At 56.0% G+C, this 26,883-nt stretch carries 19 protein-coding genes and 1 pseudogene; 10 read left to right on the forward strand and 10 right to left on the reverse strand.

Annotation, left to right across the window (positions count from 1 at the left end; genetic code table 11):
* Positions 1-47: 47 nt before the first annotated feature.
* Positions 48-1,157, forward strand: a complete 1,110-nt coding sequence (locus RVY89_RS11295) for a YcbX family protein (protein WP_484827861.1) — start codon at positions 48-50, stop codon at positions 1,155-1,157.
* Here RVY89_RS11295 and zapC read toward each other — a convergent pair.
* The gene (gene zapC, locus RVY89_RS11300) at positions 1,154-1,696 is read right to left on the reverse strand and encodes a cell division protein ZapC (RefSeq protein ID WP_024907772.1); all 543 of its coding nucleotides are present in this window, start codon (positions 1,694-1,696) and stop codon (positions 1,154-1,156) included. The genes RVY89_RS11295 and zapC overlap by 4 nt on opposite strands.
* A gap of 166 nt (positions 1,697-1,862) precedes the next feature.
* A complete protein-coding gene (gene pyrD, locus RVY89_RS11305) occupies positions 1,863-2,873 on the reverse strand; it encodes a quinone-dependent dihydroorotate dehydrogenase (protein ID WP_484827862.1) in 1,011 nt (336 codons plus the stop codon).
* Between the two features lie 248 nt (positions 2,874-3,121).
* Here pyrD and ssuE point away from each other — a divergent pair, with 248 nt between their 5' ends.
* From ssuE to ssuB, 5 genes are read left to right on the forward strand one after another with little or no spacing between them, the layout of a single operon-like run.
* The gene (ssuE, locus tag RVY89_RS11310) at positions 3,122-3,697 is read left to right on the forward strand and encodes an NADPH-dependent FMN reductase (RefSeq protein ID WP_023335146.1); all 576 of its coding nucleotides are present in this window, start codon (positions 3,122-3,124) and stop codon (positions 3,695-3,697) included.
* The gene (locus RVY89_RS11315) at positions 3,690-4,652 is read left to right on the forward strand and encodes an aliphatic sulfonate ABC transporter substrate-binding protein (RefSeq protein ID WP_484827863.1); all 963 of its coding nucleotides are present in this window, start codon (positions 3,690-3,692) and stop codon (positions 4,650-4,652) included. Before ssuE ends, RVY89_RS11315 begins: the two co-directional genes overlap by 8 nt.
* A complete protein-coding gene (gene ssuD / locus RVY89_RS11320) occupies positions 4,649-5,794 on the forward strand; it encodes an FMNH2-dependent alkanesulfonate monooxygenase (RefSeq protein WP_032658175.1) in 1,146 nt (381 codons plus the stop codon). The genes RVY89_RS11315 and ssuD overlap by 4 nt, the downstream gene beginning before the upstream one ends.
* A 9-nt stretch (positions 5,795-5,803) precedes the next feature.
* Complete coding sequence (gene ssuC, locus RVY89_RS11325; protein ID WP_236903042.1) at positions 5,804-6,595, forward strand: aliphatic sulfonate ABC transporter permease SsuC; 792 nt, start codon at positions 5,804-5,806, stop codon at positions 6,593-6,595.
* Complete coding sequence (ssuB, locus tag RVY89_RS11330) at positions 6,592-7,362, forward strand: aliphatic sulfonates ABC transporter ATP-binding protein (protein WP_484827864.1); 771 nt, start codon at positions 6,592-6,594, stop codon at positions 7,360-7,362. The genes ssuC and ssuB overlap by 4 nt, the downstream gene beginning before the upstream one ends.
* Positions 7,363-7,462: 100 nt before the next feature.
* Here the strand turns inward: ssuB and pepN are convergent, their stop codons facing one another.
* On the reverse strand, positions 7,463-10,075 hold the full coding sequence (gene pepN / locus RVY89_RS11335; RefSeq protein ID WP_371898400.1) for an aminopeptidase N: 2,613 nt from the start codon (positions 10,073-10,075) through the stop codon (positions 7,463-7,465).
* Positions 10,076-10,329: 254 nt separating this feature from the next.
* On the opposite strand from pepN, the gene pncB reads away from it, so the two are divergent.
* From pncB to aspC, 4 genes are all read left to right on the forward strand, one after another.
* Entirely contained in the window at positions 10,330-11,532 is a 1,203-nt protein-coding gene (gene pncB, locus RVY89_RS11340) for a nicotinate phosphoribosyltransferase (protein WP_484827865.1), read from the forward strand.
* Positions 11,533-11,698: 166 nt separating this feature from the next.
* Positions 11,699-13,099, forward strand: a complete 1,401-nt coding sequence (gene asnS / locus RVY89_RS11345; protein WP_126302791.1) for an asparagine--tRNA ligase — start codon at positions 11,699-11,701, stop codon at positions 13,097-13,099.
* Between the two features lie 606 nt (positions 13,100-13,705).
* Positions 13,706-14,812: a porin gene (locus RVY89_RS11350; protein WP_484827866.1), complete on the forward strand. Its 1,107-nt coding sequence runs from the start codon at positions 13,706-13,708 to the stop codon at positions 14,810-14,812.
* 184 nt (positions 14,813-14,996) lie between these two features.
* Positions 14,997-16,187, forward strand: coding sequence for an aspartate transaminase (aspC, locus tag RVY89_RS11355; RefSeq protein WP_047346900.1), 1,191 nt, complete (start codon positions 14,997-14,999; stop codon positions 16,185-16,187).
* Positions 16,188-16,235: 48 nt separating this feature from the next.
* On the opposite strand, the gene RVY89_RS11360 is transcribed toward aspC, so the two are convergent.
* From RVY89_RS11360 to cmoM, 7 genes and pseudogenes are all read right to left on the reverse strand, one after another.
* Positions 16,236-16,883, reverse strand: a complete 648-nt coding sequence (locus RVY89_RS11360; RefSeq protein WP_484827867.1) for an MBL fold metallo-hydrolase — start codon at positions 16,881-16,883, stop codon at positions 16,236-16,238.
* 20 nt (positions 16,884-16,903) lie between these two features.
* Positions 16,904-17,455, reverse strand: coding sequence for a peptidoglycan L,D-endopeptidase MepK (gene mepK / locus RVY89_RS11365; RefSeq protein ID WP_032639289.1), 552 nt, complete (start codon positions 17,453-17,455; stop codon positions 16,904-16,906).
* Between the two features lie 174 nt (positions 17,456-17,629).
* Positions 17,630-19,453 (reverse strand): L,D-transpeptidase, encoded by a 1,824-nt coding sequence (gene ldtD / locus RVY89_RS11370; RefSeq protein WP_484827868.1) that lies wholly within the window; start codon positions 19,451-19,453, stop codon positions 17,630-17,632.
* 178 nt (positions 19,454-19,631) lie between these two features.
* Positions 19,632-24,083: a chromosome partition protein MukB gene (gene mukB, locus RVY89_RS11375; RefSeq protein ID WP_484827869.1), complete on the reverse strand. Its 4,452-nt coding sequence runs from the start codon at positions 24,081-24,083 to the stop codon at positions 19,632-19,634.
* Positions 24,083-24,787 carry a chromosome partition protein MukE gene (gene mukE / locus RVY89_RS11380; RefSeq protein WP_008499954.1) on the reverse strand — a complete coding sequence of 235 codons (705 nt, stop codon included), beginning with the start codon at positions 24,785-24,787 and terminating at the stop codon, positions 24,083-24,085. The genes mukB and mukE overlap by 1 nt, the downstream gene beginning before the upstream one ends.
* Positions 24,768-26,090 (reverse strand): chromosome partition protein MukF, encoded by a 1,323-nt coding sequence (gene mukF / locus RVY89_RS11385; RefSeq protein WP_371898406.1) that lies wholly within the window; start codon positions 26,088-26,090, stop codon positions 24,768-24,770. The genes mukE and mukF overlap by 20 nt, the downstream gene beginning before the upstream one ends.
* A pseudogene (cmoM, locus tag RVY89_RS11390) lies at positions 26,083-26,873 on the reverse strand (tRNA uridine 5-oxyacetic acid(34) methyltransferase CmoM). The gene mukF and the pseudogene cmoM overlap by 8 nt, the downstream one beginning before the upstream one ends.
* Positions 26,874-26,883: the final 10 nt, after the last annotated feature.

The following is a 26,883-nucleotide window of genomic DNA, read 5'->3' on the forward strand; positions in this document are numbered from 1 at the left end:
TGTATGTCATAAAGTTGAAGGCTTATTTTCATTTGTGGGAGTGTGCAGTGGCGACGTTATCCAGGCTTTTTATTCATCCGGTGAAATCCATGCGCGGCATCGGCGTCTCTCACGCGCTGGCCGACATGAGCGGATTTGCATTCGATCGTATTTTTATGGTCACCGAGCCTGACGGCACGTTCATTACCGCACGCCAGTTCCCGCAGATGGTTCGCTTTACCCCTTCCCCGCTTCATGACGGTTTGCACCTGACCGCGCCGGACGGCTCCAGTGCGGTCATTCGCTTTGCTGATTTTGCGCCTGTCGATGCGCCAACGGAAGTGTGGGGCAATCATTTTACCGCGCGCATAGCCCCGGATGAAATTAACCGCTGGCTGAGCGGTTTCTTCTCCCGCGACGTGCAGCTGCGCTGGGTTGGGCCTGAACTGACGCGTCGCGTGAAGCGCCACGACGCCGTTCCCCTTTCCTTTGCCGATGGCTTCCCGTTCCTGCTGACTAACGAAGCCTCGCTGCGTGATTTACAAGGCCGCTGCAAAGCCAGCGTTCAGATGGAACAGTTCCGTCCGAATCTGGTGGTGACGGGTGCCGGGGCATGGGAAGAAGATACCTGGAAAGTGATCCGCATTGGCAGCGTCATTTTTGACGTGGTGAAGCCTTGCAGCCGCTGCATTTTCACGACGGTCAGCCCGGAGAAAGGCCAGAAGCACCCTTCCGGCGAACCGCTGAAGACGCTGCAGTCATTCCGCACCGCGCAGGATAACGGCGATGTGGATTTCGGCCAGAACCTGATCCCGCGCTCCAGCGGCGCGATCCGCGTCGGTGATGAGGTAGAAGTTCTCGCCCGAGGGCCTGCAAGAGTGTACGGCTCAGGTCAGGAAGAAGAAATGGTCGACGTTGTGACAAATGTCGCCTCTGCGGTAGATATTCACTGGCAGGGTAACGTCATCCGGGGGAACAACCAGCAGGTGTTGCTTGAGCAGCTGGAACAAGCAGGGATCCGCATCCCCTATTCCTGTCGCGCGGGCATTTGCGGATGCTGCCGCATCAGGCTGGTGGATGGCGAAGTGAGTGCGTTGAAAAAATCGGCAATTGGAAATGACGGCACAATTCTGTGCTGTAGCTGCATACCGAAAACGTCCGTACAGCTGGAAGCTTAAACCGCCTGCTCGAGGCTGAAGGAATCTACGCGAAGCTGGGGCTTCAGCCTGTCGTTCATCACCTTAATGGCATCCCCAAGCTGCATTGTCCGCCCGGCAATCGTCACGCCGGGCTGGGCCAGCAAACAGAGCGCGGCATTTTCGCCAGGCTCCACCACCAGCAGGCTCACCTCTTCTGCGGTATCGCTCAGATTGACGCTCGCCGCATCGCCCGTTGCCGGGGTCCAGTTCATGCCGTGCGGCAGGAAATGCCAGCTCTTTGGCATTTGCGGTTTCAGGAAGCGGATAGCCACCAGCGCATTTAATACCAGCTCGGCGCGCTGCTCTTTCGAGAGCACCAGATCGCGACATTTTTCCTCAAAGGAGAAATAAAGCGCAGCGTCATCAACGCAAAAGCCTGACGGGGAAAAGGCGTCCGGGGTTAACATCCGGCGGGCAAAACGAGAGCGAAACAACATGCCATTGGCTAAGTCGAGCATCATTCGGTCATGCTCGTCGCAAAAATACCAGCGCCAGTTATCGTCAGGTTTAATTCGCATGTTTCTCTCCCGTCCCCGAAACGTCCTGTACTAAAAATGTCCCGATCGCCGCTTCGTTTATAACACCATTAATAAAAGACTATAATGTCTAAATAAGCAACAGTGACGGAATATAAAACAACCAGGGCTGGAAATAAAGCCCTGGTTGTCTGATTAAGAGAAAAGATTAGATATGCGTAACGATTTCTTTAATCAGCGGCGGCCCTTTAAAAATAAAGCCGGAATAGATTTGCACCAGCGACGCACCCGCCGCCATCTTTTCGCGCGCAGCAATCACGGAGTCAATGCCGCCGACGCCAATAATCGGCAGACGGCCATTTAATTCCGCAGACAGGGCGCGAATAATTTCGGTGCTTTTTAATTGTACCGGACGTCCACTTAACCCACCCGCTTCGTCACAGTTTTTCATTCCCTGCACGAGGGAACGATCGAGGGTAGTATTGGTCGCAATAACACCATCAATATTATGGCGAACCAAACTGTCGGCAACCTGGATCAATTCTTCGGCAGAAAGATCCGGGGCGATCTTAACCGCGACCGGAACATATTTATGGTGGATCGACTGGAGTTCATTTTGCTTATTTTTAATGGCACTCAGAAGATCGTCCAGCGCTTCGCCATATTGTAAGGAACGCAGACCTGGAGTATTGGGTGAAGAAATATTCACCGCAATATAACCAGCATAGGCGTAGACTTTTTCCATACAAATCAGATAGTCATCTTTACCCTGCTCGACCGGCGTGTCTTTATTTTTGCCGATATTGATGCCCAGTATTCCGTCAAAGTGGGATTTTTTAACGTTCTCAACGAGGTGATCAACACCGAGGTTATTGAAGCCCATGCGGTTGATCAGCCCTTCGGCTTCCACCAGTCGGAACAGGCGCGGCTTGTCATTTCCCGGCTGCGGGCGCGGGGTGACGGTGCCGATTTCAATGGAGCCAAAGCCCATCGCGCCCAGGGCATCAATGCACTCGCCATTTTTGTCCAGACCGGCCGCCAGACCCAGCGGATTTTTAAAGGTCAGACCCATGCACTGCACAGGTTTTACCGGCACATGCTGGCGCACCAGCGCGGCCAGAGGCGTTCCGGTAATACGACGTAATTGCTGGAATGTAAATTCATGAGCGCGCTCAGGGTCGAGCTGGAAAAGGGCTTTACGAACGAAGGGGTAGTACATGAACTCTCCTGGATTCCCGGTGTGCAAACCGGGAGGGGATTATGGGCGATCCCGGCGCGAAAGGGAATTGACCTGCGGCAAAAAATCGGCGTAAAACGCAATCGTTTACCTCCCCGTCTATTTCTTATGCACTTTTTCGCATTTTAATTGCAGATAAATCATTTAGTGGAATAAACGCGCGGTGTCACACTCCTTAAAATTGTTATGAATGTTAGATAAAAGCAAACAATTAGTTATAAGGAGGAAGTATGCGCGTCATTACCCTGGCCGGAAGTCCACGATTCCCTTCGCGCTCCAGCGCCCTGCTGGAATATGCCCGTGAAAAACTCAATGCTCTGGATGTGGAAGTGTGCCACTGGAACCTGCATAACTTCGAACCTGAAGATTTGCTCTACGCCCGTTTCGACAGCCCAGCGCTTAAAACGCTCATCGAGCAGCTTAACGGCGCTGACGGCTTAATTGTGGCAACGCCCATTTATAAAGCCTCTTTTTCCGGAGCGCTGAAAACCCTGCTCGATCTGCTTCCGGAACGCGCGCTGGACGGGAAAGTGGTGCTGCCGCTGGCAACAGGCGGTACGGTTGCCCATTTACTGGCCGTGGATTACGCCCTGAAGCCGGTGCTGAACGCGCTGAAAGCGCAGGAGATCCTCCACGGCGTTTTCGCCGATGACTCCCAGGTCATCGACTATCAGCACAAACCCCACTTTACGCCCAACCTGCAAACCCGCCTCGATACTGCTCTGGAAACCTTCTGGCATGCCCTGCATCGCCGGGATATCCAGGCGCCGGCGTTTGGTCAGCCTCAAGGAGTCGCACATGTTTAAAACCTTAACCCGCATCGGACTGGCCGGTTTGATGGCGCTTACCTCGCTGGCCCATGCCGCAGAAACGGCTCCTGAAAACTTACGTATCGGCTATCAGAAAGGCAGCGTCAGCATGGTGCTGGCAAAAAGCCACCAGCTTCTGGAAAAACGCTTCCCGGACACCAAATTCTCCTGGGTAGAGTTCCCGGCTGGCCCGCAGATGCTGGAGGCCCTGAACGTGGGCAGCATCGATCTCGGCAGCACGGGCGATATTCCCCCTATTTTCGCCCAGGCGGCGGGAGCGGACCTCGTCTATGTAGGCGTTGAGCCGCCCAAGCCGAAGGCCGAGGTGATCCTGGTGCCTGAAAACAGCGATATCAAAAGCGTCGCCGATCTCAAAGGTCATAAGGTCGCATTCCAGAAAGGTTCCAGCTCACACAACCTGTTGCTGCGTGCCCTGCAAGAGGCCGGGCTCAAGTTCACTGACATTCAGCCTGTTTACCTGACGCCTGCCGACGCGCGCGCCGCGTTCCTGCAGAAGAACGTTGATGCCTGGGCCATCTGGGATCCGTACTACTCCGCCGCATTGCTGCAGGGCGGCGTTCGCGTGCTGAAAGACGGTACCACGCTGAAGCAGACTGGCTCGTTCTATCTGGCCGCGCGCCCTTATGCGGAAAAGAACGGCGCATTTATTCAGGGCGTTCTGGATACCTTTACCCAGGCCGATGCCCTGACTCAGAGCCAGCGTCAGGAGAGCATTTCCCTGCTGGCGAAAACCATGGGCTTACCTGAGCCGGTGATCGCGAGCTATCTCAACCACCGTCCACCAACCACTATTACGCCCGTGGACGCGCACGTCGCCGCGCTTCAGCAACAAACGGCTGATCTCTTCTATCAAAACCACCTGGTACCAAAACAGGTCACTATTCGCGAACGCATCTGGCAGCCCGCAGGCAAAGAAGGAGCTAAATCATGAGTCTGAATCTTTTCTGGTTTTTACCCACCCACGGTGATGGACACTATCTTGGTACAGAAGAGGGCTCGCGCCCGGTTGACCACGGCTACCTGCAGCAGATTGCGCAGGCTGCGGACCGAATCGGTTTCACCGGGGTGCTGATACCAACCGGACGGTCATGTGAAGATGCGTGGCTGGTCGCCGCGTCGATGATCCCGGTCACCCAGCGTCTGAAGTTCCTGGTTGCGTTACGCCCGAGCGTCGTCTCCCCTACCGTGGCGGCACGTCAGGCGGCAACGCTGGACCGACTGTCGAACGGCCGCGCCCTGTTTAACCTGGTGACGGGCAGCGATCCGCAGGAGCTGGCGGGCGACGGCGTGTTCCTCGACCATACCGAACGCTACGAAGCCTCCGCCGAGTTCACCCGCGTCTGGCGACGTCTGCTGGAAGGGGAAACCGTCACCTTTGAAGGCAAGCATATTCACGTTCGCGACGCGAAGCTCTACTTCCCGCCGGTGCAGCAGCCGCGCCCACCGCTCTATTTTGGCGGGTCGTCGGATGTAGCGCAGGATCTGGCGGCAGAGCAGGTCGATCTCTATCTGACCTGGGGCGAACCGCCGGAGCTGGTGAAAGAAAAAATTGCCCAGGTTCGCGCTAAGGCGGCCGCCCATGGCCGCAAGGTGCGCTTCGGCATTCGCCTGCACGTGATTGTGCGCGAAACCAATGAAGAAGCCTGGCAGGCGGCGGACCGTCTGATCTCCCATCTGGACGATGAGACTATCGCCAGGGCGCAGGCCGCGTTTGCTAAAACCGACTCCGTCGGACAGCACCGAATGGCGTCCCTGCACAACGGCAAGCGCGAGAACCTGGAGATCAGCCCGAACCTGTGGGCGGGCGTCGGTCTGGTACGCGGCGGCGCGGGCACGGCGCTGGTAGGCGACGGCCCAACCGTGGCCGCGCGCATCAATGAATACGCCGAACTGGGCATCGACAGCTTCATTCTCTCCGGTTATCCGCATCTGGAAGAGGCGTACAAGGTGGGCGAGCTGTTGTTCCCGCATCTGGATGTCGCCATTCCGGAAATTCCGCAGCCGCAGCGGCTTCAGCTTCAGGGCGAAGCCGTGGCGAACGAATTCATTCCACGCAAAGCCGCACAGAGCTAAGGAGTGACCATGTCTGCCACCTCACAAAAATGGCTGCTGCGCGCCGCGCCGTGGTTTTTACCCATCGGCATTGTGGCGCTCTGGCAGCTCGCATCGTCTACCGGCTGGCTGTCGAGCCGCATTCTGCCCTCTCCGGAGGGCGTTGTAGAAGCGTTCTGGTCGCTAAGCGTTAGCGGAGAGCTGTGGCAGCACCTGGCGATCAGCTCCTGGCGCGCCGTGATCGGTTTTTCCATCGGCGGCAGCATCGGTCTGGTTCTGGGCCTGATCAGCGGCCTTTCCCGCTGGGGCGAGCGGCTGCTGGATACCTCCATCCAGATGCTGCGTAATGTGCCGCATCTGGCGCTTATCCCGCTGGTTATTCTGTGGTTTGGGATTGATGAGAGCGCTAAGATCTTCCTCGTGGCGCTGGGCACGCTGTTCCCGATCTACATCAATACCTGGCACGGCATCCGCAATATCGATCGCGGTCTGGTGGAGATGGCGCGCAGCTACGGCTTATCGGGTTTTTCCCTCTTTATTCATGTGATTCTGCCGGGCGCCCTGCCCTCCATTATGGTCGGGGTGCGTTTTGCGCTCGGCCTGATGTGGCTGACGCTGATTGTGGCGGAAACCATCTCAGCTAACTCCGGGATTGGCTACCTGGCGATGAACGCCCGCGAATTCCTGCAAACGGACGTGGTGGTGGTTGCCATTATCCTTTATGCCCTGCTCGGCAAACTCGCTGACGTCAGCGCCCAGTGGCTGGAGCGCAGCTGGCTGCGCTGGAACCCGGCCTATACCCTTCAGGAGGCGAAAGCATGAATACTGCACGACTGAATCAGGGGACCCCGTTACTGCTGAACGGCGTCACCAAACGCTACGGCGAAAACACCATACTTAACGGGCTGGATCTGCATATTCCCGCCGGACAGTTTGTGGCCGTTGTCGGGCGCAGCGGCGGCGGCAAGAGTACGCTGCTACGGCTGCTGGCCGGGCTGGAAGCCCCCAACGGCGGTGACATTCTGGCAGGGACAACGCCGCTTGCGAATATTCAGGACGATACCCGCATGATGTTCCAGGACGCGCGGCTGCTGCCGTGGAAAACGGTTATCGACAACGTCGGGCTCGGTCTGAAGGGCAGCTGGCGGGATGAAGCCCGCCTGGCGCTGGCCGCCGTTGGGCTGGAAAATCGAGCCGATGAATGGCCTGCTGCCCTTTCGGGTGGACAGAAGCAGCGCGTGGCGCTGGCGCGGGCGTTAATTCACCGTCCTGGCCTGCTGTTGCTCGATGAACCGCTGGGCGCGCTCGACGCCCTGACGCGAATCGAAATGCAGGATTTGATTGGCTCTCTCTGGCAGGCGCACGGCTTTACGGTACTGCTGGTGACGCATGACGTGAGCGAAGCCGTCGCAATGGCCGACCGGGTGCTGTTAATAGAGGAAGGGAAAATAGGTCTGGATCTGACGGTGGATCTTCCGCGGCCTCGTCGCGTGGGCTCGGCAAGACTGGCGGAGCTGGAAGCAGAAGTGCTGGATCGGGTGATGAAACGGGGGGAAACGGAGTTGCGGCAAGCCAAGGCTAATGCCTGATGCCTTCCCCCCGGTCCTATCCCACGGGGAGAGGGAGAAAACACTAAAAACGGCAACCGAGGTTGCCGTTTTGCTTTTACCTGCCCACCGGACTTTTACATCAGGCAAGCGCTTTAGCAATCTTCTCGTACAGATCGCCAGACAGGTTTTCCAGCCCTTTCAGCTGCTCAAGCGCGGCGCGCATCTTCGCCTGACGCTTCGCATCGTAGCGTTTCAGACGGATCAGCGGCTCAATCAGACGCGACGCCACCTGCGGGTTACGGCTGTTCAGCTCGGTCAGCATTTCCACCATGAACTGATAACCGCTGCCGTCTTCGGCGTGGAACGCGGCCGGGTTGCTGCTGGCAAACGCGCCAATCAGCGAACGCACGCGGTTTGGGTTGCTCAGGGTAAAGGAGCGATGCTTCAGCAGGCTGCGTACGTTGCTGAGCGCATCGGCCGCCGGACTGGTCGCCTGCAGGATGAACCACTTGTCCATCACCAGGCCATCCTGATGCCACTTGTCGTCGTACTCCTGCATTAGCGCATCACGGCACGGCAGTTCGGCGGCAACGCTTGCGCCCAGCGCGGCCAGCGCGTCGGTCATGTTATCCGCTTCGTGATACTGCTTGCTCACCAGGGTGTTCGCCAGCTCGGTTTCACCAAACGCCAGATAGCGCAGGCAGGTGTTGCGCAGAGAACGTTTACCAATGTCCGCATGCTCAACGCGATAAGCGTCAAGCTTGTTGGCGTTATAAATAGCCAGGAACTCGTCCGCCAGTTCAGCAGCCAGCGTACGGGTCAGCGCTTCACGCACCGCCACGATCGCGATCGGATCGATAATCTCGAACAACTCCGCGATTTCAGTCGCTGACGGCAGGGTCAGAATTTCAGCGGCCAGCGCCGGGTCAATCTTCTCATCCAGCAGGATCGCGCGGAACGCGTCAGCTACGTGAACAGGCAGCGACAGCGGCTGGCCCTGCTGATGACGGTTTACGTTGAGCTTGATGTAGGTCGCCAGCAGGCTTTGCGCGGCATCCCAGCGGGAGAAGTCGTTACGCGCGTGACGCATCAGGAACGTCAGCTGCTGATCGCTCCACTTGTACTCCAGCTTCACCGGCGCGGAGAATTCACACAGCAGCGCAGGCACCGGCTGGAAGTAGACGTTATCGAAGATAAAGGTCTGTTCGGCCTGGGTCACGTTCAGCACGTGGTGTACCGGGTGGCCGCCCTTCTGCAGCGGGATGACTTTGCCTTCGTTATCGTACAGCTCAATGCTGAACGGAATATGCAGCGGATATTTCTCTTCCTGCTCCGCCGTCGGCGGCGTGCGCTGGCTGATGGTCAGCGTGTACTGCTCGGTTTCCGGATTGTAGTCGTCTTTGACGGTAACAATCGGCGTACCGGCCTGGCTGTACCAGCGGCGGAAGTGAGAGAGATCGACATTGGAGGCATCTTCCATCGCCTGCACAAAATCGTCGCAGGTGGCCGCGCTGCCGTCATGACGCTCGAAGTACAGCTGCATCCCTTTCTGGAAGTTCTCCTCACCCAGCAGGGTGTGGATCATGCGGATAATTTCAGCGCCTTTCTCATACACCGTCAGGGTGTAGAAGTTGTTCATTTCGATGACTTTATCCGGGCGAATCGGATGCGCCATTGGGCTGGCATCTTCCGCAAACTGCAGGCCGCGCATGGTACGCACGTTGTTGATGCGGTTCACCGCGCGTGATCCCAGATCGGAGCTGAACTCCTGGTCACGGAAGACGGTCAGGCCCTCTTTCAGGCTCAGCTGGAACCAGTCGCGGCAGGTGACGCGGTTGCCGGTCCAGTTGTGGAAATATTCGTGGCCGATGACGCGTTCGATATCGAGGTAGTCTTTGTCCGTTGCGGTATCGGTACGCGCCAGCACGTATTTGGAGTTAAAGACGTTGAGGCCTTTATTCTCCATTGCGCCCATGTTGAAGAAATCAACGGCGACGATCATATAGATGTCGAGGTCATATTCGAGGCCGAAGCGCTCTTCGTCCCACTTCATGGAGTTGATGAGGGAGGTCATCGCCCACGGCGCGCGGTCCAGGTTGCCGCGGTCAACAAACAGCTCCAGCGCCACCTCGCGGCCAGAGCGCGTTTTGAATGTGTCGCGCAGCACGTCGAAGTCCCCCGCCACCAGCGCAAACAGGTAGCACGGTTTCGGGAATGGATCCTGCCACTGAACCCAGTGACGACCGTTCTCCAGCTCGCCTTCACCTACGCGGTTGCCGTTGGAGAGCAGGAAGGGATACAGGGTTTTATCGGCGATGATTTTAGTGGTGAAGCGCGCCAGGACATCCGGGCGGTCGAGATACCAGGTAATGTGGCGGAACCCTTCAGCTTCACACTGGGTACACAGCGCCACGCCAGACTGGTACAGCCCTTCCAGCGCGGTATTGGCGGCCGGGCTGATTTCATTCACGATGCGCAGCGTAAACTGTTCCGGCAGGTTGTCGATGACCAGCTGGTTGTTTTCTTCTTTATAGTCCGACCAGGCTTCATCATTAATATGCAGGGAGACCAGCGTCAGGTCTTCGCCATCCAGACGCAGCGGCACGGCAGTTGCGCTGTGGCGCGTCACCTGACTCACCGCCGTGACAACGGTTTTAGTGGCATCCAGGTCAAAAGTCAGATCGATTTCGCTAATCAGATAATCCGGCGCACGGTAGTCGTGGCGGTATTTGGCTTGTGGCTGTTGTGTCATAGAAAACCTTATGCATCGTTTGTCGAGTAACGTTTCAATATATTCCTGTTGCGCAAAACGCGCTATGCAGAATGTTCATCTTTTCAGGGTCAACGCCTTTTTTTGCTACATTTGTATAACACGGGGCACAAAATGCCCTCGACCATAAAACGCGCTTATGTTGTGATCGGGGTTCAATAAATCACTAAACAAGGTATACTCCGGAGTTGTTTATTGTACTAAACGCTCCTGTGAGAGGATGCTACTGCGCACCTATGACTCAATTCGCTTCTCCAGTTCTGCATACGTTGCTGGATACCGACGCGTATAAACTGCATATGCAGCAAGCCGTTTTCCACCATTACTATGACGTTCATGTCGCGGCGGAATTCCGCTGTCGTGGCGACGACTTGCTGGGCATCTACGCAGACGCCATTCGTGAACAGGTCAATGCTATGCAGCATCTGACGCTGCAGGACGAGGAATATCAGTGGCTTTCTGGCCTGCCTTTCTTCAAAGCCGACTACCTGAACTGGCTTCGCGATTTCCGCTATAAGCCGGAGCAGGTCACCGTGGTTAACGATAACGGCAAGCTGGATATTCGCCTTGAAGGTCCGTGGCGGGAAGTGATCATGTGGGAAGTGCCGCTTCTGGCGGTGATCAGTGAACTGGCTCACCGCTATCGCTCACCGGAAACGGGCGTAGCGCAGGCGGTCGCCTCGCTGGAAAACAAGCTCGCTGACTTCTCCACGCTGACCGCAGGGCTGGACATGTCCCGCTTCCGCCTGATGGACTTTGGCACCCGCCGCCGTTTCTCGCGTGACGTTCAGGAGGCTATTGTTAAACGTCTGCAGCAGGAGCCGTGGTTCGTTGGCACCAGTAACTACGATCTGGCACGCCGCCTCAACCTGACGCCGATGGGCACCCAGGCACACGAGTGGTTCCAGGCGCATCAGCAGATCAGCCCTGACCTGGCTAACAGCCAGCGTGCGGCACTGGCCGCATGGCTTGAGGAGTACCCGAATCAACTCGGGATCGCCCTCACCGACTGTATTACGATGGATGCCTTCCTGCGCGACTTTGGTCCCGAGTTCGCTGAGCGTTACCAGGGGTTACGCCACGACTCCGGGGATCCGGTTGAATGGGGCGAGAAGGCTATTGCCCATTACGAGAAACTTGGCATTGACCCGATGAGCAAGGTTCTGGTCTTCTCGGATAATCTCGACCTGGCGAAAGCGGTCGAACTTTACCGCCATTTCAACACCCGGGTGAACCTGAGTTTCGGGATCGGTACCCGTCTGACCTGCGATATCCCTCAGGTAAAACCTCTGAATATCGTCATCAAACTGGTGGAATGTAACGGCAAGCCGGTGGCAAAACTCTCCGACAGTCCGGGCAAAACCATCTGCCATGACAAAGCGTTTGTCCGCGCACTGCGTAAAGCGTTCGATCTTCCCCAGATCAAAAAAGCCAGTTAAGCGCTTACGGGAGCCTTCAAGGCTCCCCTCTTCTTATTTATTTCTCAATTCTTCTCTTTTGACTGCGAAATTTACTTGTCTGATAGCGGATGGCAGGTAACATAGATATCCCCCCATAAGGGTGGACAAGTGTTTATTTTTTCCGACTATTAACAGAGAGAATATTATGAGCGTTGTGCCTGTAGCCGACGTACTCCAGGGCCGTGTCGCCGTTGACCAGGAAGTCACCGTGCGCGGATGGGTGCGTACCCGCCGAGATTCTAAAGCTGGCATCTCCTTCCTTGCCGTCTATGACGGTTCCTGCTTTGATCCTGTACAGGCCGTCATTAATAATTCTCTGCCCAATTACAATGATGACGTTCTGCACCTGACGACGGGCTGTTCCGTAATTGTTACCGGCGTGGTTGTGGCATCACCGGGCCAGGGCCAGAGCTTCGAAATTCAGGCTTCTGCGATTGAAGTCACCGGCTGGGTTGAAGATCCGGACACCTATCCGATGGCGGCAAAACGTCACAGCATCGAATATCTGCGTGAAGTCGCCCACCTGCGTCCGCGTACCAACCTGATTGGTGCGGTGGCGCGCGTGCGTCATACGCTGGCGCAGGCGCTGCATCGTTTCTTCGACGAGCAGGGTTACTTCTGGGTGTCTACCCCGCTGATCACCGCGTCCGACACGGAAGGTGCCGGTGAAATGTTCCGCGTCTCGACGCTGGACATGGAAAACCTGCCGCGCACGCCGGAAGGTAAAGTGGACTATGACAAAGACTTCTTTGGTAAAGAAGCTTTCCTGACGGTATCTGGTCAGCTCAACGGCGAAACGTACGCCTGTGCGCTATCTAAGATCTACACCTTTGGCCCAACCTTCCGTGCCGAAAACTCCAACACCAGCCGTCACCTGGCGGAATTCTGGATGCTGGAGCCGGAAGTGGCCTTCGCCGACCTGGACGATGTTGCGGGTCTGGCGGAAGCAATGCTGAAGTATGTGTTCAAAGCGGTGCTGGAAGAACGTCCTGACGACATGAAATTCTTCGCAGAACGCGTAGACAGCGATGCCGTAGCGCGTCTGGAGCGTTTCGTCTCTGCCGACTTTGCGCAGGTGGACTATACCGACGCGGTGGCGATCCTCGAGAAATGCGGTGAGACGTTCGAGAACCCGGTTTACTGGGGCGTTGACCTGGCGTCTGAGCACGAACGCTATCTGGCCGAGAAACATTTCAAAGCGCCGGTGGTCGTTAAAAACTACCCGAAAGACATTAAGGCCTTCTACATGCGCCTTAACGAAGACGGTAAAACCGTGGCAGCGATGGACGTCCTGGCGCCGGGCATCGGTGAAATCATCGGTGGCTCTCAGCGTGAAGAACGTCTTGACGTGCTGGACGCGCGTATGGAAGAGATGGGGCTCAACCCAGCTGACTACAGCTGGTACCGCGATCTTCGTCGTTACGGTACCGTACCGCACGCCGGTTTTGGTCTGGGCTTCGAGCGTCTGATTGCCTACGTTACCGGTGTTCAGAACGTACGCGACGTGATCCCGTTCCCACGTACTCCACGTAACGCCAGCTTCTAATCGGTAAAAAACTAAAATGGCCAGCAGATGCTGGCCATTATTTTATTCTGTATTGTCAGTTTTCGTCAGCGTAAAGTCAGCGTCTTTAAACCTTCTCCCCGTCACAACCACTACCTGTTACGTTTTGTTTCCGCGAAACATCCAGCCACAAAAAATAAACCCCATTCTTATTGCGATTATTACACCTTCTGGCGTTAGCACAAATTTCAACCACTTTTACAGCCGTCCGGAAGGCCTTTTAAAGCCATAAGAAAAAATGAGTCGTTTAGCGTCTGTTTATATGAAATGCCTTTATCCAAATTAATCATAAGGAATTCATATATATAGGATATGCCCTGTCGCTTAATTCGCCAGGGCGCTCTGAAGTTTGAGGTGGTTCACAAAGTTCCCAAAAATACACATTTAGTTACACATATTTTCTTTTGGTTACTTAATCTTGAGAATTGTAGCACTTTCAGGCTAGCGAAACGCTTCGGCGAATGGAAAGATGCCTGTCAGATACATAAAGACACCAAACTCTCATCAATAGTTCCGGAAATATTTATTGACAGAATTTATTGACGGCAGTGGCGAGTGTCATAAAAAAACCAATGAGGGTAATAAATAATGATGAAGCGCAATATTCTGGCAGTGGTAATCCCTGCCCTGCTGGTAGCCGGTGCAGCTAACGCTGCAGAAATCTATAACAAGAACGGCAACAAACTGGACTTCTACGGGAAAGTTAACGCCGAGCACGATTTCGTGACTTCCGGTGATAACACCAACAATAACGACGCTACCTACGCGCAGATCGGTTTCAAAGGCGAAACTCAGATCAACGACCAGCTGACCGGTTACGGCCAGTGGGAATACCGTTTCCTGGCTAACCAGGCTGAAAATGGTACTCAGACTAACAAAAACCGTCTGGCATTCGCTGGCCTGAAAGCGGGCGATGCTGGCAGCATCGACTACGGTCGTAACTACGGTATCGTTTACGACGTAGAATCATACACCGATATGGCGCCGTCCTTCTCAGGTATGACCTGGGGCGGTAACTATGTTGATAACTTTATGACCAGCCGCAGCACCGGTCTGCTTACCTACCGTAACAGCAACTTCTTCGGTCTGGTTGACGGCCTGAGCCTGGGCGTTCAGTACCAGGGCAAAAACGACCGTGCTGACGTTAAAACCTCTAACGGTGACGGCGTAGGCTACTCTCTGGGTTACGACTTCGGCGAAGGCTTCGGTGCAATCGCATCTTACAGCAACGCTAACCGTACTCTGAACCAGAAAGCTGATGGGGAAGGTGATAAAGCTGAAGCATGGGGTGTTGGTCTGAAATACGACGCTAACAACATCTACCTGGCAACCACCTATGCAGAAACCCGTAACACCACCCGTACCGGTTCTAACGGTGACGCTGGCTTCGCTAACAAAACGCAGAACTTCGAAGTGGTTGCACAGTACCAGTTCGATTTCGGCCTGCGTCCAGCAATCTCCTACGTGCAGACCAAAGGTAAAGACCTGGCTGCCGTCAATGGCTTCAGCGGTGGCGATGCAGACCTGGCTAAATTCATCCAGGTTGGTACCACTTACTACTTCAACAAAAACTTCAACGTGTGGGCTGACTACTACATCAACCTGCTGGACAAAGACTCCGACTACGCGAAAGCTGTTGGCGGTCTGAACGGCAACGACGATATGGCTGCTGTAGGTGTGACTTACCAGTTCTAATCAGAACACCACTTTGTTATATGCTTAATGAACAGGGCTTCGGCCCTGTTTTTTTATGCGTGACAGAAAATAATGGCGACTTTTGAAAAGCCGCACGCTTTTCGTCGCAAACGGTTGGCATTTTGTAAATCTACCGTTAACCTGATAGCGGATTTCACTTCTGTAATCACAATGGAACTTCGTCATGTTTGAGAACATTACCGCCGCTCCTGCCGACCCTATTCTGGGCCTGGCCGATCTGTTTCGTGCCGACGACCGCCCTGGCAAAATCAACCTGGGTATTGGTGTATATAAAGATGAAACCGGCAAAACTCCGGTACTGACCAGCGTTAAGAAAGCTGAGCAGTATCTGCTGGAAAACGAAACCACCAAAAACTACCTCGGTATTGATGGTATCCCTGAATTTGGTCGCTGCACCCAGGAGCTGCTGTTCGGTAAAGGCAGCGCAATTGTGAGTGACAAACGTGCCCGTACAGCACAGACCCCAGGCGGTACTGGTGCGCTGCGCGTGGCGGCGGATTTCCTTGCGAAAAACACCTCTGTGAAGCGCGTATGGGTAAGCAACCCAAGCTGGCCTAACCACAAGAGCGTGTTTAACTCCGCGGGTCTGGAAGTGCGTGAATACGCTTACTACGACGCGGCCAACCACTCTCTCGACTTTGACGGCCTGCTGGCAAGCCTGAGCGAAGCGCAGGCGGGTGACGTGGTGCTGTTCCACGGCTGCTGCCATAACCCAACCGGTATCGACCCGACGCTTGAGCAGTGGGAACACCTGGCGAAGCTGTCCGTAGAGAAAGGCTGGCTGCCGCTGTTTGACTTTGCCTACCAGGGCTTCGCCCGTGGTCTGGAAGAAGATGCCGAAGGCCTGCGCGCGTTTGCAGCCGTGCACCAGGAGCTGATTGTCGCCAGCTCGTATTCCAAGAACTTTGGTCTGTACAATGAGCGCGTAGGCGCCTGTACGCTGGTTGCTGCTAACGAAGAGACCGTCGATCGTGCGTTCAGCCAGATGAAATCGGTTATCCGCGCTAACTACTCTAACCCACCGGCACACGGTGCGTCTGTTGTTGCCACTATCCTGAGCAACGATGCGCTGCGCGCTATCTGGGAACAAGAGCTGAACGATATGCGCCAGCGCATTCAGCGCATGCGCCTGCTGTTTGTGAACACCCTTGCTGAGAAAGGCGCAGACCGCGACTTCAGCTTTATCATCAAACAGAACGGCATGTTCTCGTTCAGCGGCCTGACCAAAGAGCAGGTTCTGCGTCTGCGTGAAGAGTTTGGCGTGTACGCCGTGGCCTCTGGCCGCGTGAACGTTGCAGGCATGACGCCTGACAACATGGCGCCACTGTGCGAAGCGATTGTCGCCGTACTGTAATTTGCGCCCATAAAAAAGCCTGCATTATGCAGGCTTTTTTTATTCGGGTTACCAGACAGGCATCTCATCCTGAAGGAACGGGTTATGGAGCCGTTCATAGCCCAGCGTCGACATCGGACCGTGCCCAGGGATAAACGTCACATCATCACCCAGCGGCAATAACTTCTGTTTAATCGACTGAATCAGCTGTCCATGATCGCCGCGCGGAAAATCGCTGCGTCCTACGCCACCTTTGAAAATCACATCGCCGGAAATCAGCAGACGGGACTGGTCATCAAAGAAGACGATATGGCCTGGCGTATGCCCAGGACAATGCAACACCTGTAAAGTCACATTCCCTACGTTAACGCGCTCTCCTTCGTTCAGCCAGCGATCGGGCGTCAGGGGCTGACACTCATCAAGGCCAAAAATGCGGCTTTGGGCGGGTAACCCCTGCAGCCAGAACTCATCTTCTTTTTCCGGACCGACGATCGGCACACCGTAGTGTTTAGCGAGTTCAGCCGCTGCACCCACATGGTCAAGGTGACCATGCGTCAGTAAAATCTGCATGAGCGTCACGCCGCTGTCGGCGACTTCCTGCTTGATTTTCTCAGCGTCACCGCCAGGATCGACAAGCGCGGCCAGTTTAGTCTGTTCGCACCAGATCAATGAACAATTCTGGGAGAACGCGGTAACCGGAATAATACGATAGTTCATACTGCTCCTGTGTTTCGTTATTACCAGTGCCGAACCGGACCGGTATCAATATGCACAAAGTTGCTGCTGGGGTAATATCCTACACCACCTGCGCGCATAGATAACGCGGCTTTGCGAATATTGGCTAACGAAACGCCTTCAATATGGAAATCCATTGCCTGTCCCTTCGTATGATAGCTTTTTTTCGCTACCCCACGACTGTGGGCGCGTAGTTCATTATTGGTGTCAATAGAGCGATAGCCAGAAATGAGCTGCACCGGCTTGCTGGTGCCCAGCAGGCCCTGAAGGCGGAAAAGCTGATCAAACAGTCCTGGATCGATGGCTTTTATTTTATTCGCGCGGAAATCACGGAAAAAATGGTTAAGTCTTGCTAATTCATCCTGAATATAGCCTCTGCCATCGAAAAACTCCGCTTTTAGCGACTCACCGGTATGCAGATTGTTGAGCGTTAAAACTCGCGGACGAGGTGTCGAGAGGGTGGCAAATGCTGGCGTCGGCAAGATGGCCGCTGCGCCAAGCGCAACACCACCTAACGCCAGCAGTTTGCGGCGATTAGCGTCAAATTTGTCCATGATAATCAGGTCTACAGGTAAAAGAAATCGTAATATGCTTAGCGCACGAAGGGCACCTTAACTGGCAAAACCGGGTACGTCAAGGCGCCCAACCCCAGTGAATACGCGGCTTGCAGCGATATAGCCCCTTATTCACCCTAACTTACGACAATCATTTTTCCCGAACTGCTTCATTTACCTGATTAATTGTTCCGCTTTTGGCAAAATTTGTGCGCCAGATCGCGCGGTGAGATCATAATTGTAAATATCTGTACGATACTGAGTACGCCCGTCTTCGCCAACAAACGCCGTCAGATAGTAAAGATTGACCGGAATATTGTGTCGAATATTAACGTAACGCGTATCCCCCTGCTTTAGGGCATCCGAAATGCGCGTATCGTTCCAGCCCGCATCCTGCAGCAGCATATTGGCCAGCTCCGAGGCTTTGTTCACGCGTACGCAGCCAGAACTTAGCGCCCGCGTATCTTTCTGGAACAGGTTGTGGTTCGGCGTATCGTGCAGATAGATAGCTTCTGAACTCGGCATATTGAATTTGTAGCGCCCTAAAGAGTTATGCGCCCCGGGAGCCTGCTGGAAACGGAACGGCAGATTCGACGCGGTGATCGTCGACCAGTCGACCATATAAGGATCGATGGCCTCTTTGCTGTTCCATCCACGCATCACCGTATAGCCATGACGCTCCAGATAACCCGGATCGTTCCAGACCTTCGGCAGAATGTCTTTTCGCGCAAGGGTCGGCGGTACGTTCCATGGCGGGTTAACCACCACGTTATTCAGCGCGCTGCTCATCATCGGGGTTTTACGATCCGGACGACCGACAATCACGCGCGACGCCAGTTTTTCGCTACCATCCTGATAATAGACCAGGGAATACGCCGGGATGTTAACCATAATCCCGGTAGATAGCGTTCCCGGCAGCAGGCGCAAACGCTGGATATTGAGCGCAAGCACCCCTGCCCTCTGCGCAGGCGATACGTTCAGCCAGTCGCGCGTCGTCTGGCCAATGACGCCATCGGCCCCCAGCCCCTGAGCGGCCTGGAACTGTTTAACAGCCGCAACCAGCTCGCGATCGTAAGCCGCAGGTTTGTTGCTCAGGACAACGGCTTTCTTCTCTTTTACTGGAGCTGACGGGCTGACGGCGACGCTTTGTGGATCATCGCCCGGGAGAGCAATCTTTGGCCCGCCATCAAGAAGACCGGAACGCAACAGGATCTCGCGCAGAGCAGGCACATCGCTGCTCCACTGCCCCGGACGCAGCGTCGCGGTACCGCGCATCTGCGGCCATGGGCGCGAGTCGCCCACCAGCGCGAGGAGCGACTGGTGCAGAGTGGCATATTGTGGATGCGCCGGTGCGAGGCTGGCGATAAAGCGCGGCAGTTCGCCGTTATCCAGCGCTAACTGCCACTGGTTAATCACCGACAGCGCCGGCGTCGCCAGCCTGTACGGCTTATCGCTGTACAGCCAGCGGTTGCCGTTGACCGGAATGCCCGCCACGAACTGCAGGTAGCCCATCATGGCATCGGAAAGCACCACGTCCCGCGCCTGCCCGGTGACGGCAGGATCGGTTAACAGCTCAACCCACTTTGTAAACTGCGGCTGAAATCCTGCAATCGCGACTTCAGCCAGCTGCTGCTGGAAGGCACGCACGGCATCGCGGTTTTCCCACATCGGTTTCATATCGCGGGCGGCATAGAGGAGCGTGAGCTGATTGAGATAGACAGGCGTGTAGCCTGACGGCAGCTCTGACTGCAGCTGCTGACTGAGCGATTCGGCGTCGATGCCTTCCGGCAGCGGTTTAATACCGGCCATGATAGCCGTTGCCGGAGACTGGTCCAGCGGCTGGGACAACGACGTTGGCTGCGTGCCTGTCGTTGCCGAGCTGTCAGTCGGCACAATTTCAGGCTCGTCGGCCTGGGCGGTTAACAGCGGAGCAAACATCACTGCCAGGCATAAACTCAGCGCAGACAGCTGACGACCACATTTTTTCTTAAGCAACATCCCTTGCCCCCTGTTTTCACGACATGCCCATCACGTTGGGGCTTTATTTCATTATAGGTAGACGGCTAAGCTGTTGCCTTACCTTATGTAAAGAAGTTTAAAGATAACGCAGCCCCAAGCACAAGTTAAGTTTAAAAAAAAAGCGGCGCCAGTGCGCCGCTTCGGGTCAGAAGACGCTTTAGGAAGCGTCCGCCGTGGTTTCCGGCAATGACTCTGGCGGCTGCGGCGCAAAGCCACGCAGCCCCACAACGTGAACGTGTTCGCTGTTCTGGAACACTTTACGCACCAGTTTGTAGGTGGTGCCCTTCTCGGGGCTGATGTTCTCCGGCGCCGCAATAATGAGCTGCATATCAAGACGTTCGCAAAGCTCGAACAACGTGGCAATTGAGCGGGCATCAAGACGCGCCGCCTCATCCAGGAACAGCAGTCGGCATGGGGAGATGTCTTTGCCGCGCAGGCGGCGCGCTTCATCTTCCCAGCTCTGTACGACCATCACCAGAATTGACATCCCGGTACCGATCGCTTCACCGGTTGAGAGCGCTCCGGACTCCGCACGCAGCCAGCCGTCTGAACCACGGTTTACCTCTACCTCCATTTCCAGGTAGTTACGGTAATCCAGCAGCTCTTCACCGATGGTTTGCGGCGTACGCTGGCCCATATCAATCTGCGGATTCAGGCGCTGATAGAGCTTCGCCAGCGCTTCAGAGAAGGTCAGACGGTTACTGTTGAACAGATCCTGATGCTGCTCGTGCTGCTCAGACAGCACTTCCAGCAGCGTCGCGTGGGCTTCACGCACGTTGACGTTAAGGCGCACGCTGTTCACCTGGCCAAACGATACGCTCTGCAGGCCCTGGTTCAGCTGGCGGATACGGTTCTGCTCGCGCTGAATGGTTTTACGAATGATATTCGCCACGCTGCGGGAGCTGATCGCCAGCTTCTGCTCGCGGGAGGTCAGTTCCTCCGTCAGGCGACCCAGCTCGATCTCCATCTGTTCGATGGCTTCAACCGGATCGTCGGTACGGATGATGTCCTGACGAATACGCTCGCGCAGGTGCTGGTAAACCGCCACGAAGAACTGGATTTTACGTTCCGGACGTTTTGGATCTTCCGACATACGCAGCACGTCGCGCAGGTGTTCGTTATCCGCCACCGCCAGACGCAGCGCACCCAACGCCTTATCCGACATGGAACGCAGCTCATCCGCAGAGAGATACGCCAGCTCGCGGCGGTGCAGACGACGCTCAACGTTATTGTCCTTCACCATGCGCATCACGGCGCACCAGCCCGCCTTGGCGGTTACGACCTGCTCGCGCATTTCGTGATAGTCGCGTTCCAGCTTGCGCAGGCGACGGGTCAGGTTATCCATTTCCGCTTCGCAGAAGGTCAGCGCTTTTTCCAGCTGATTACGACGCGCGCGGTTATTGCTGAGCTGTGAATGCAGCTCGTCACGACGAATACGCGCGCGCTCTTCTGCCCCGCTGTCGGCACGAACGCCGATGTCCTGAAGCTCTTTCTGCAGATCGTTTAACAGCTCTTTCTTGGTGTCGAAGGAGCTTTTCAGCGAGGCCAGCACCTGGTTGTACTGGTTCAGCTGAGCGGAGTGGCTGCGCATTGCTTCGCGGGCGCGAGTACGTTCCGCTTCCGCCTGCTCAAGGCGCTGACGCAGTTTTTCGTTCAGGTCGCTGTTACCGCTCAGCATTTCCGCCGAATCGGAGTAGCCAAAGTGGGCCCGACGCTGCACCACTTCCGTCAGGGCAAACGCCTGCTGACGCGCTTCGCGCTGCACCTGCTGCGACCAGGCATAATCTTCTTTTAACTGCTCGAACTGTTCCGGGTCGCTCTGCAGAACAGACACGACGGGCTCCAGCTTCGCCAGCTGATTGCCGTGCTGCTGAACGAAACGCGCGGCTTCCTGCGCTTCATCCAGACGCTCCTGGATCTCGTCCACACGGTCAGCCAGCGTGTCATCCGCCAGCAGATTCAGGCGCGGCAGAATGCGGTTAAGGGCAGCAACGCCCTCTTTCGCCTGTTCAAACTGAACGCGACTCTGCTGGTTATCACTTTCATGGCTGGCAATCGCACGTTCCAGCTCGCCACGGCGGGTATTGAGCTTGCGGATTTCGGCTTCCGGATCCGCGTCAAACGCTACGGCGAGATGGCTGCCGATAAAGCGGCTGAAAGACTGGTGCAGACGCTGGGTTTTCTGCACGTCAAACGACAGGGTCGCAAAACGTTCAGACAGCGTTTCACGCTCGGCGTGCAGGCTCTCGATGCGGCTTTCGCGCGCGGCGCGGCCAAACAGCGGCAGCTCCGGGAAGCGGGAGTAACGCCACTGACGATCGGCGATTTTCACCACCACCGCTTTTTCCAGCTCGTCGACGCTGAATACGCTGTCATCGAACGACTGCGGATCCCCTTCGATCAGGTAGAGATCTTCCGGGCAATCTTCCAGGCCGGCAAGCTGCTCAGAAATCAGCGACAGATCCGGGACCACAATCGCGTTGCGGGATGGACCGTACAGCGCGGAGAAGTACGGGGCATCGTCCAGGCCAACGTCGTCATAAATCTCGGACAGCAGCACGCCGCCAAAACGCTCGGCGAGAGCATTCAGGCGCGGATCTTCTGACCCGCCAGGCTGGCTTAAGCGTTCAATTTCTTCATCGACGTCACGCTTGCGCGCGCCCACTTCATCACGCTCAACGATAGCTTCTCGTTCGCGCTCCAGCAGCTGCTGCAGGTATTCGGTCACTTCCTGGCCGGATTCGAACTGCTCGCCGCACTGCTCGCTGAGCTGGTTCAGGCTGCTTTGAGCCGCCAGCCAGACCGGCGCACGCTCCAGGAGCGTCTTCGAACGGGACTGAATCTGCTCCAGCTCCTGACGCAGGTTCATACGCTGTTCGCTGGCGTTTGATACGGTATCGGACAGGGCTGCAATACGCGCTTCCAGCTCCTGATGCAGGGCCTCAAGCTCGTCAAAGTCGTAATTTTTGCCCTGACGCTTGCAGAATTCCGCCAGCAGACGTTCGGCTTCCTGCTGCTCGCGCAGTCGCTGCTCCAGCTCGTTCAGACGCATGCGCAGCGGCTGAACCTGCTCGGCCAGATGGCGCTGGTTCACGCCGTCGCGCAGCAGTTCACGGGCAACGTCCCAGGCTTCGCTACGCGCCAGCGGGCCGTTAATCGCAACGACTAATTGATAAGCCTGCTCAAACTGGCTGTGTGCCGTTTGCGCGACGCTCATTTTCTGTTCGAGGGACAGCAGTTTCTCGGTGGCTTCCTGCTCTTTGGCCTGGAAGGTATCCAGCCACTCGTCGGCGCTGTCCGGCGTCAGGTCAGGCAGATGGCACAGCTCTTTCGCACGCTGCAATGCCTGCAATGCCTGGGTGTACTGAATCGCTCGCGTCTGCTGCACGTCAAGTGCCTGCTGGTAATCGGCAAGCTGGCTTTTCAGCTCATCCACTTCCAGCTCGGCGGCTTCGGCGCGTGCTTCGTTCTCTTCCTGCATCTCGGCGGCTTCAGCCACCACTTCATTCTGCTCTTCGAGGCGAATTTGCAGCTCGTCGAGGTCCGCTTCGTAGCGCTCAATTTTTTCCTGCTGACGCAGCGCGGTTTGCACCAGGTTCAGGTGATCGCTGGCGGCCTGGTAGTCGGCTTCCAGGTCGCCCTCGGCACCGTTATGCTCACCGAGCTCGCGCGCCATTTCGACGTGCTTGTACTGCTCGGCCACCAGCTGTTTACGGGAGGTAAACAGTTCGCGACGATATTCTAATGCCTGATCGAGATGCACGCGCCGCTCGTTGGCGTGGCGCATATAGTCCGCCGCCACGTAGTTGGTGGCTTCGCTGATCAGGTGTTTAAACAGGTCACGGTCAGACTGGGTAACGCGAATCGCTTCCAGCGTCATACGGTTTTCACGCAGCGCCGCTTCCATATCCTGGAAGGCCTTACGCACCCCGCTGTTTTCCGGTAACAGGTAATCGCGCAGGGAGCGGGTAATGGCGCTGGAGATACCGCCGTACAGAGACGCTTCGATCAGGCGGTAGTATTTGCTACGGTCTGATGCGGTGCGCAGACGACGCGCCACCACGCCCAGATCGAACATGAGCGAGTGGTAGTCGGTAATCGAGTTGAACTGCTTGAACTGCACGCCTTCGATCGCTTCGAGCTTATCTTTCAGCTCCTGCAGCGTCAGCACGCGCGCCTGGCGTTCGTTCAGGGTTTCCGTCAGCAGCGCCGTAGGCTGCACGGAGGTCGGCAGGCCCTGAATCGCAAACGGTTTGATATCCACTTTACGGTCGCGCCCGGCGACCTGCTGCAGGCGCACGCCTACTACCACTCGCTGATGACGGGAGTTAATGACGTCCAGAACCGAATAACAGACGCCGGCCTTCAGCTTACCGTGCAGACCTTTATCACGGGAGCCGCTTGTTGCCCCCGCTTCGGTGGTGTTACGGAAGTGAAGCAGCGTCAGGTCAGGGATCAGCGCCGTAACAAAGGCCGCCATGGTGGTGGATTTACCCGCACCGTTACCGCCGGAGAGCGTCGTGACCAGCTCATCCAGATCGAACGTTCGGGCAAAGAAGCCGTTCCAGTTAATCAGCGTCAGTGAGCGAAATTTACCGCGTTCAATCATTACTCTTCCTCCCCGCTATCCGGCAGATTTTCTTCATGCTCATCATTGAGCTGCAAATGGTTTTCCACCGGCATCGCTTCACCGTCGCGGATCATGCGAAGCTGCGCTTCACGCGCGTCATCGCCCGCACGCACGTCGGCGCCGAAGCGGAAGACAGATTCCGTAATGCGGAATTTGCTGCTGTCGTGGCCCATAAACCAGACCATCCCCAGACGGCGCAGACGGTTCAGGGAAGAGCGAACCTTTTCCTGTAATTTCTGACGGTCAAGATCCGAACCCGTGGAGCGGTTGTTCACCAGCTTGAGCAGCTTGCTCTCATCTGCCAGCGTCAACAGCTCGTCGTAAAGTTCCTGCTGGGTGAAGATCCCTTCATTTGCCAGACGTTCCGGACTGAGGTAGAGATAGCAGAGAATTTTGCCGACCATCATATCCAGCTCGGAGAGCACGGAACGCGGAATCAGCGTCGTGGAGCGCGGGCGCAGATAGAAAAATCCTTCCGGCGCGCGGATAAGTTCCACGTTGTAACGTGCGTAAAACTCTTCCAGATACTCCTGGAAGTCCATCAAAAAGGCGTGATTATCCAGCTCGTCTAAGCCAATGTGACGACCGGCACGCAGCTGGCTGTCCAGCGCCGGAAATAACGGATTCGCCAGCGCCTGTGCCAGCTTAACCGGCATCACTTGTTCAATATTTGTCAATGACATGCGCCTGTACCTTGGCTCCGTAATCGTTAATTGGCTGCCACTTAGGCGGCAGTCCGGTGAAATCTGCTTGTGCGATACCCAGGCGAACCGCCTGGTCTACCACAATGCGGGCAACGTCGAAGTGGCGCGCACGAGGATATTGCGCCAGATAGTCGCGCACCACGAGTCCAAGATCCAGCGGAGCTTGTCTGGTTTTGTAGACCGCGAGCTGTTCTTCGATCATCGCCGCAAGCTGCTCGCGAATTTCGTTAAATTCTTCGTATTCCAGATCCGGCGGCAGTTCACCGGTTACCTCTTCATCGCGCAGCGCCATCTCTTCGTCGCGCATATCCAGCAGACGATCGGCATTGGCGTAGGTCAGCGCCCACGGCGCATCGAAATAGGTCTGCACCGACTGACGCAGACGCTGGGCAAAGACGCGGTTTTTATCCATATCAATCGCGGTACGGATAAATTTATGCACGTGTCGGTCGTAGCCGATCCACAGGTCGATCGACTGCTGGCCCCAGCTGATAATGCGGTCCAGTTTGCTCTGCAGATCGAATACCAGGCGGTCAACAAAATGCAGATCGTCGTGCGCCAGCGTCGCATCCTGGATGCGCAGCAGGTTGGCCTGCAGCTTGTCCCCTGCGGCTTCCAGCGTATCCTGCAGTTCGCGCAGCGTGCCGGAGGTTTCTGACAGCAGAAGTTCACAGCTGGAAATGGCCGCTCGCCAGTCTTTATTCAGCAGTTGGGCAATATCGTCTTTCACCTGCTGCTGCTGTTCGTCCATCAGGCGCTGGGTGAGATCGATACTGTCGAAAATCTCGGCCACCGAGTATTTCAGCGGCGCGTAGACGTTACGGTGCCAGTGGAATTCGTCACCGTTTTCATCCGCCGCGTCGGCGGCGCGCTTAAGCTCACCCGCCACGATCGACAGCTGCATGGAAAGACGCAGCGTGGAAAATTCACGCTGGCGAATATAGTAATCGGTGATGCCGATGCCCAGCGGCGTCAGGCGATAGATGGCGTTTCCTTCCGCCTGCTCGCTGGTAAAGCGGTTCAGCAGACGTTGACGCACCATATCGTTAATCGCGTTGTTGGCACGCACGCTAATGGTTTCGCTGGTTTGCTCAAACGCATCACTGACATGGCGGAACGCATCCACCAGTTCACCCTCGCTCATTTCACCATCCAGTCGTTCGCCGTTCAGCGTGGCAACCGCCAGCAGGAAAGAGAGTCTGTCTACCGGCAGCGAGATGGAGAAATCGTTTTTCCTGGCCCAGGCAACCAGTTCGGGGACTGTCTGGGAAAATTCACTCATAGGTTATCCTTGCATCTGCGGCTTGTGCGCGGTGACGTGAATATAGCGGCCAAGGCTGATAAAAGGCTCCTGACGGCAATACCGCGTTTCCAATTCTGTTAAGGTGTCAAAACAGTCACGCTGTTTGTGTTTTTCACGCAGATAATCATGAAACACCCTGACGCCCGTCTTCCCGACAATCTGCCAGCCAATCGCTTCCAGCCAGCCGTAAACCTGCTGCGGATCGCGCGGATAGTCCGGGGAAAGCGTGCGCTTTTTCTTTTTGGGCATCCCGACCTGCACATAGTCGAAGTTTCCTGCAACCATGTTGTGCATCAGGAAGCCGTTAGCATTGTAGAACATCAGCGACAGCGTGCCGCCCGGGCGCAACATCGACCACAGGGTTTGTAACACGCTTTGTGGATCGGCAACCCACTCCAGCACCGCATGAAACAATATCAGATCAACCTGGGTTTCCAAATGCTGTGCAATGTCCTGAGCGGCGCATTGTATAAAATGCATGTTGTCGCTCACACCTTTCTCTTCTGCCGCACGCGTCGCGCGGGCGACCATTTCTCCAGAAAGATCGCAAAGCGTGACGTGATGACCGCGCTCGGCCATTTTAATCGCCGTCTGCCCTTCACCGCCACCGGCGTCCAGCACGCGCAACGTTTGCCCACCAAAGGTGGCCAGAATGGTGTCCAGATCCTGCCAGAGGATCGTCTGACGGAGCTGCCCTTTCGTGGTGCCATAAATGTTGCGCGAAAACTTTTCCGCGATGTCATCAAAATTGCGATCCCGCATTGGGAGAGTT

Source organism: Enterobacter sp. 3U4 (assembly GCF_057224565.1).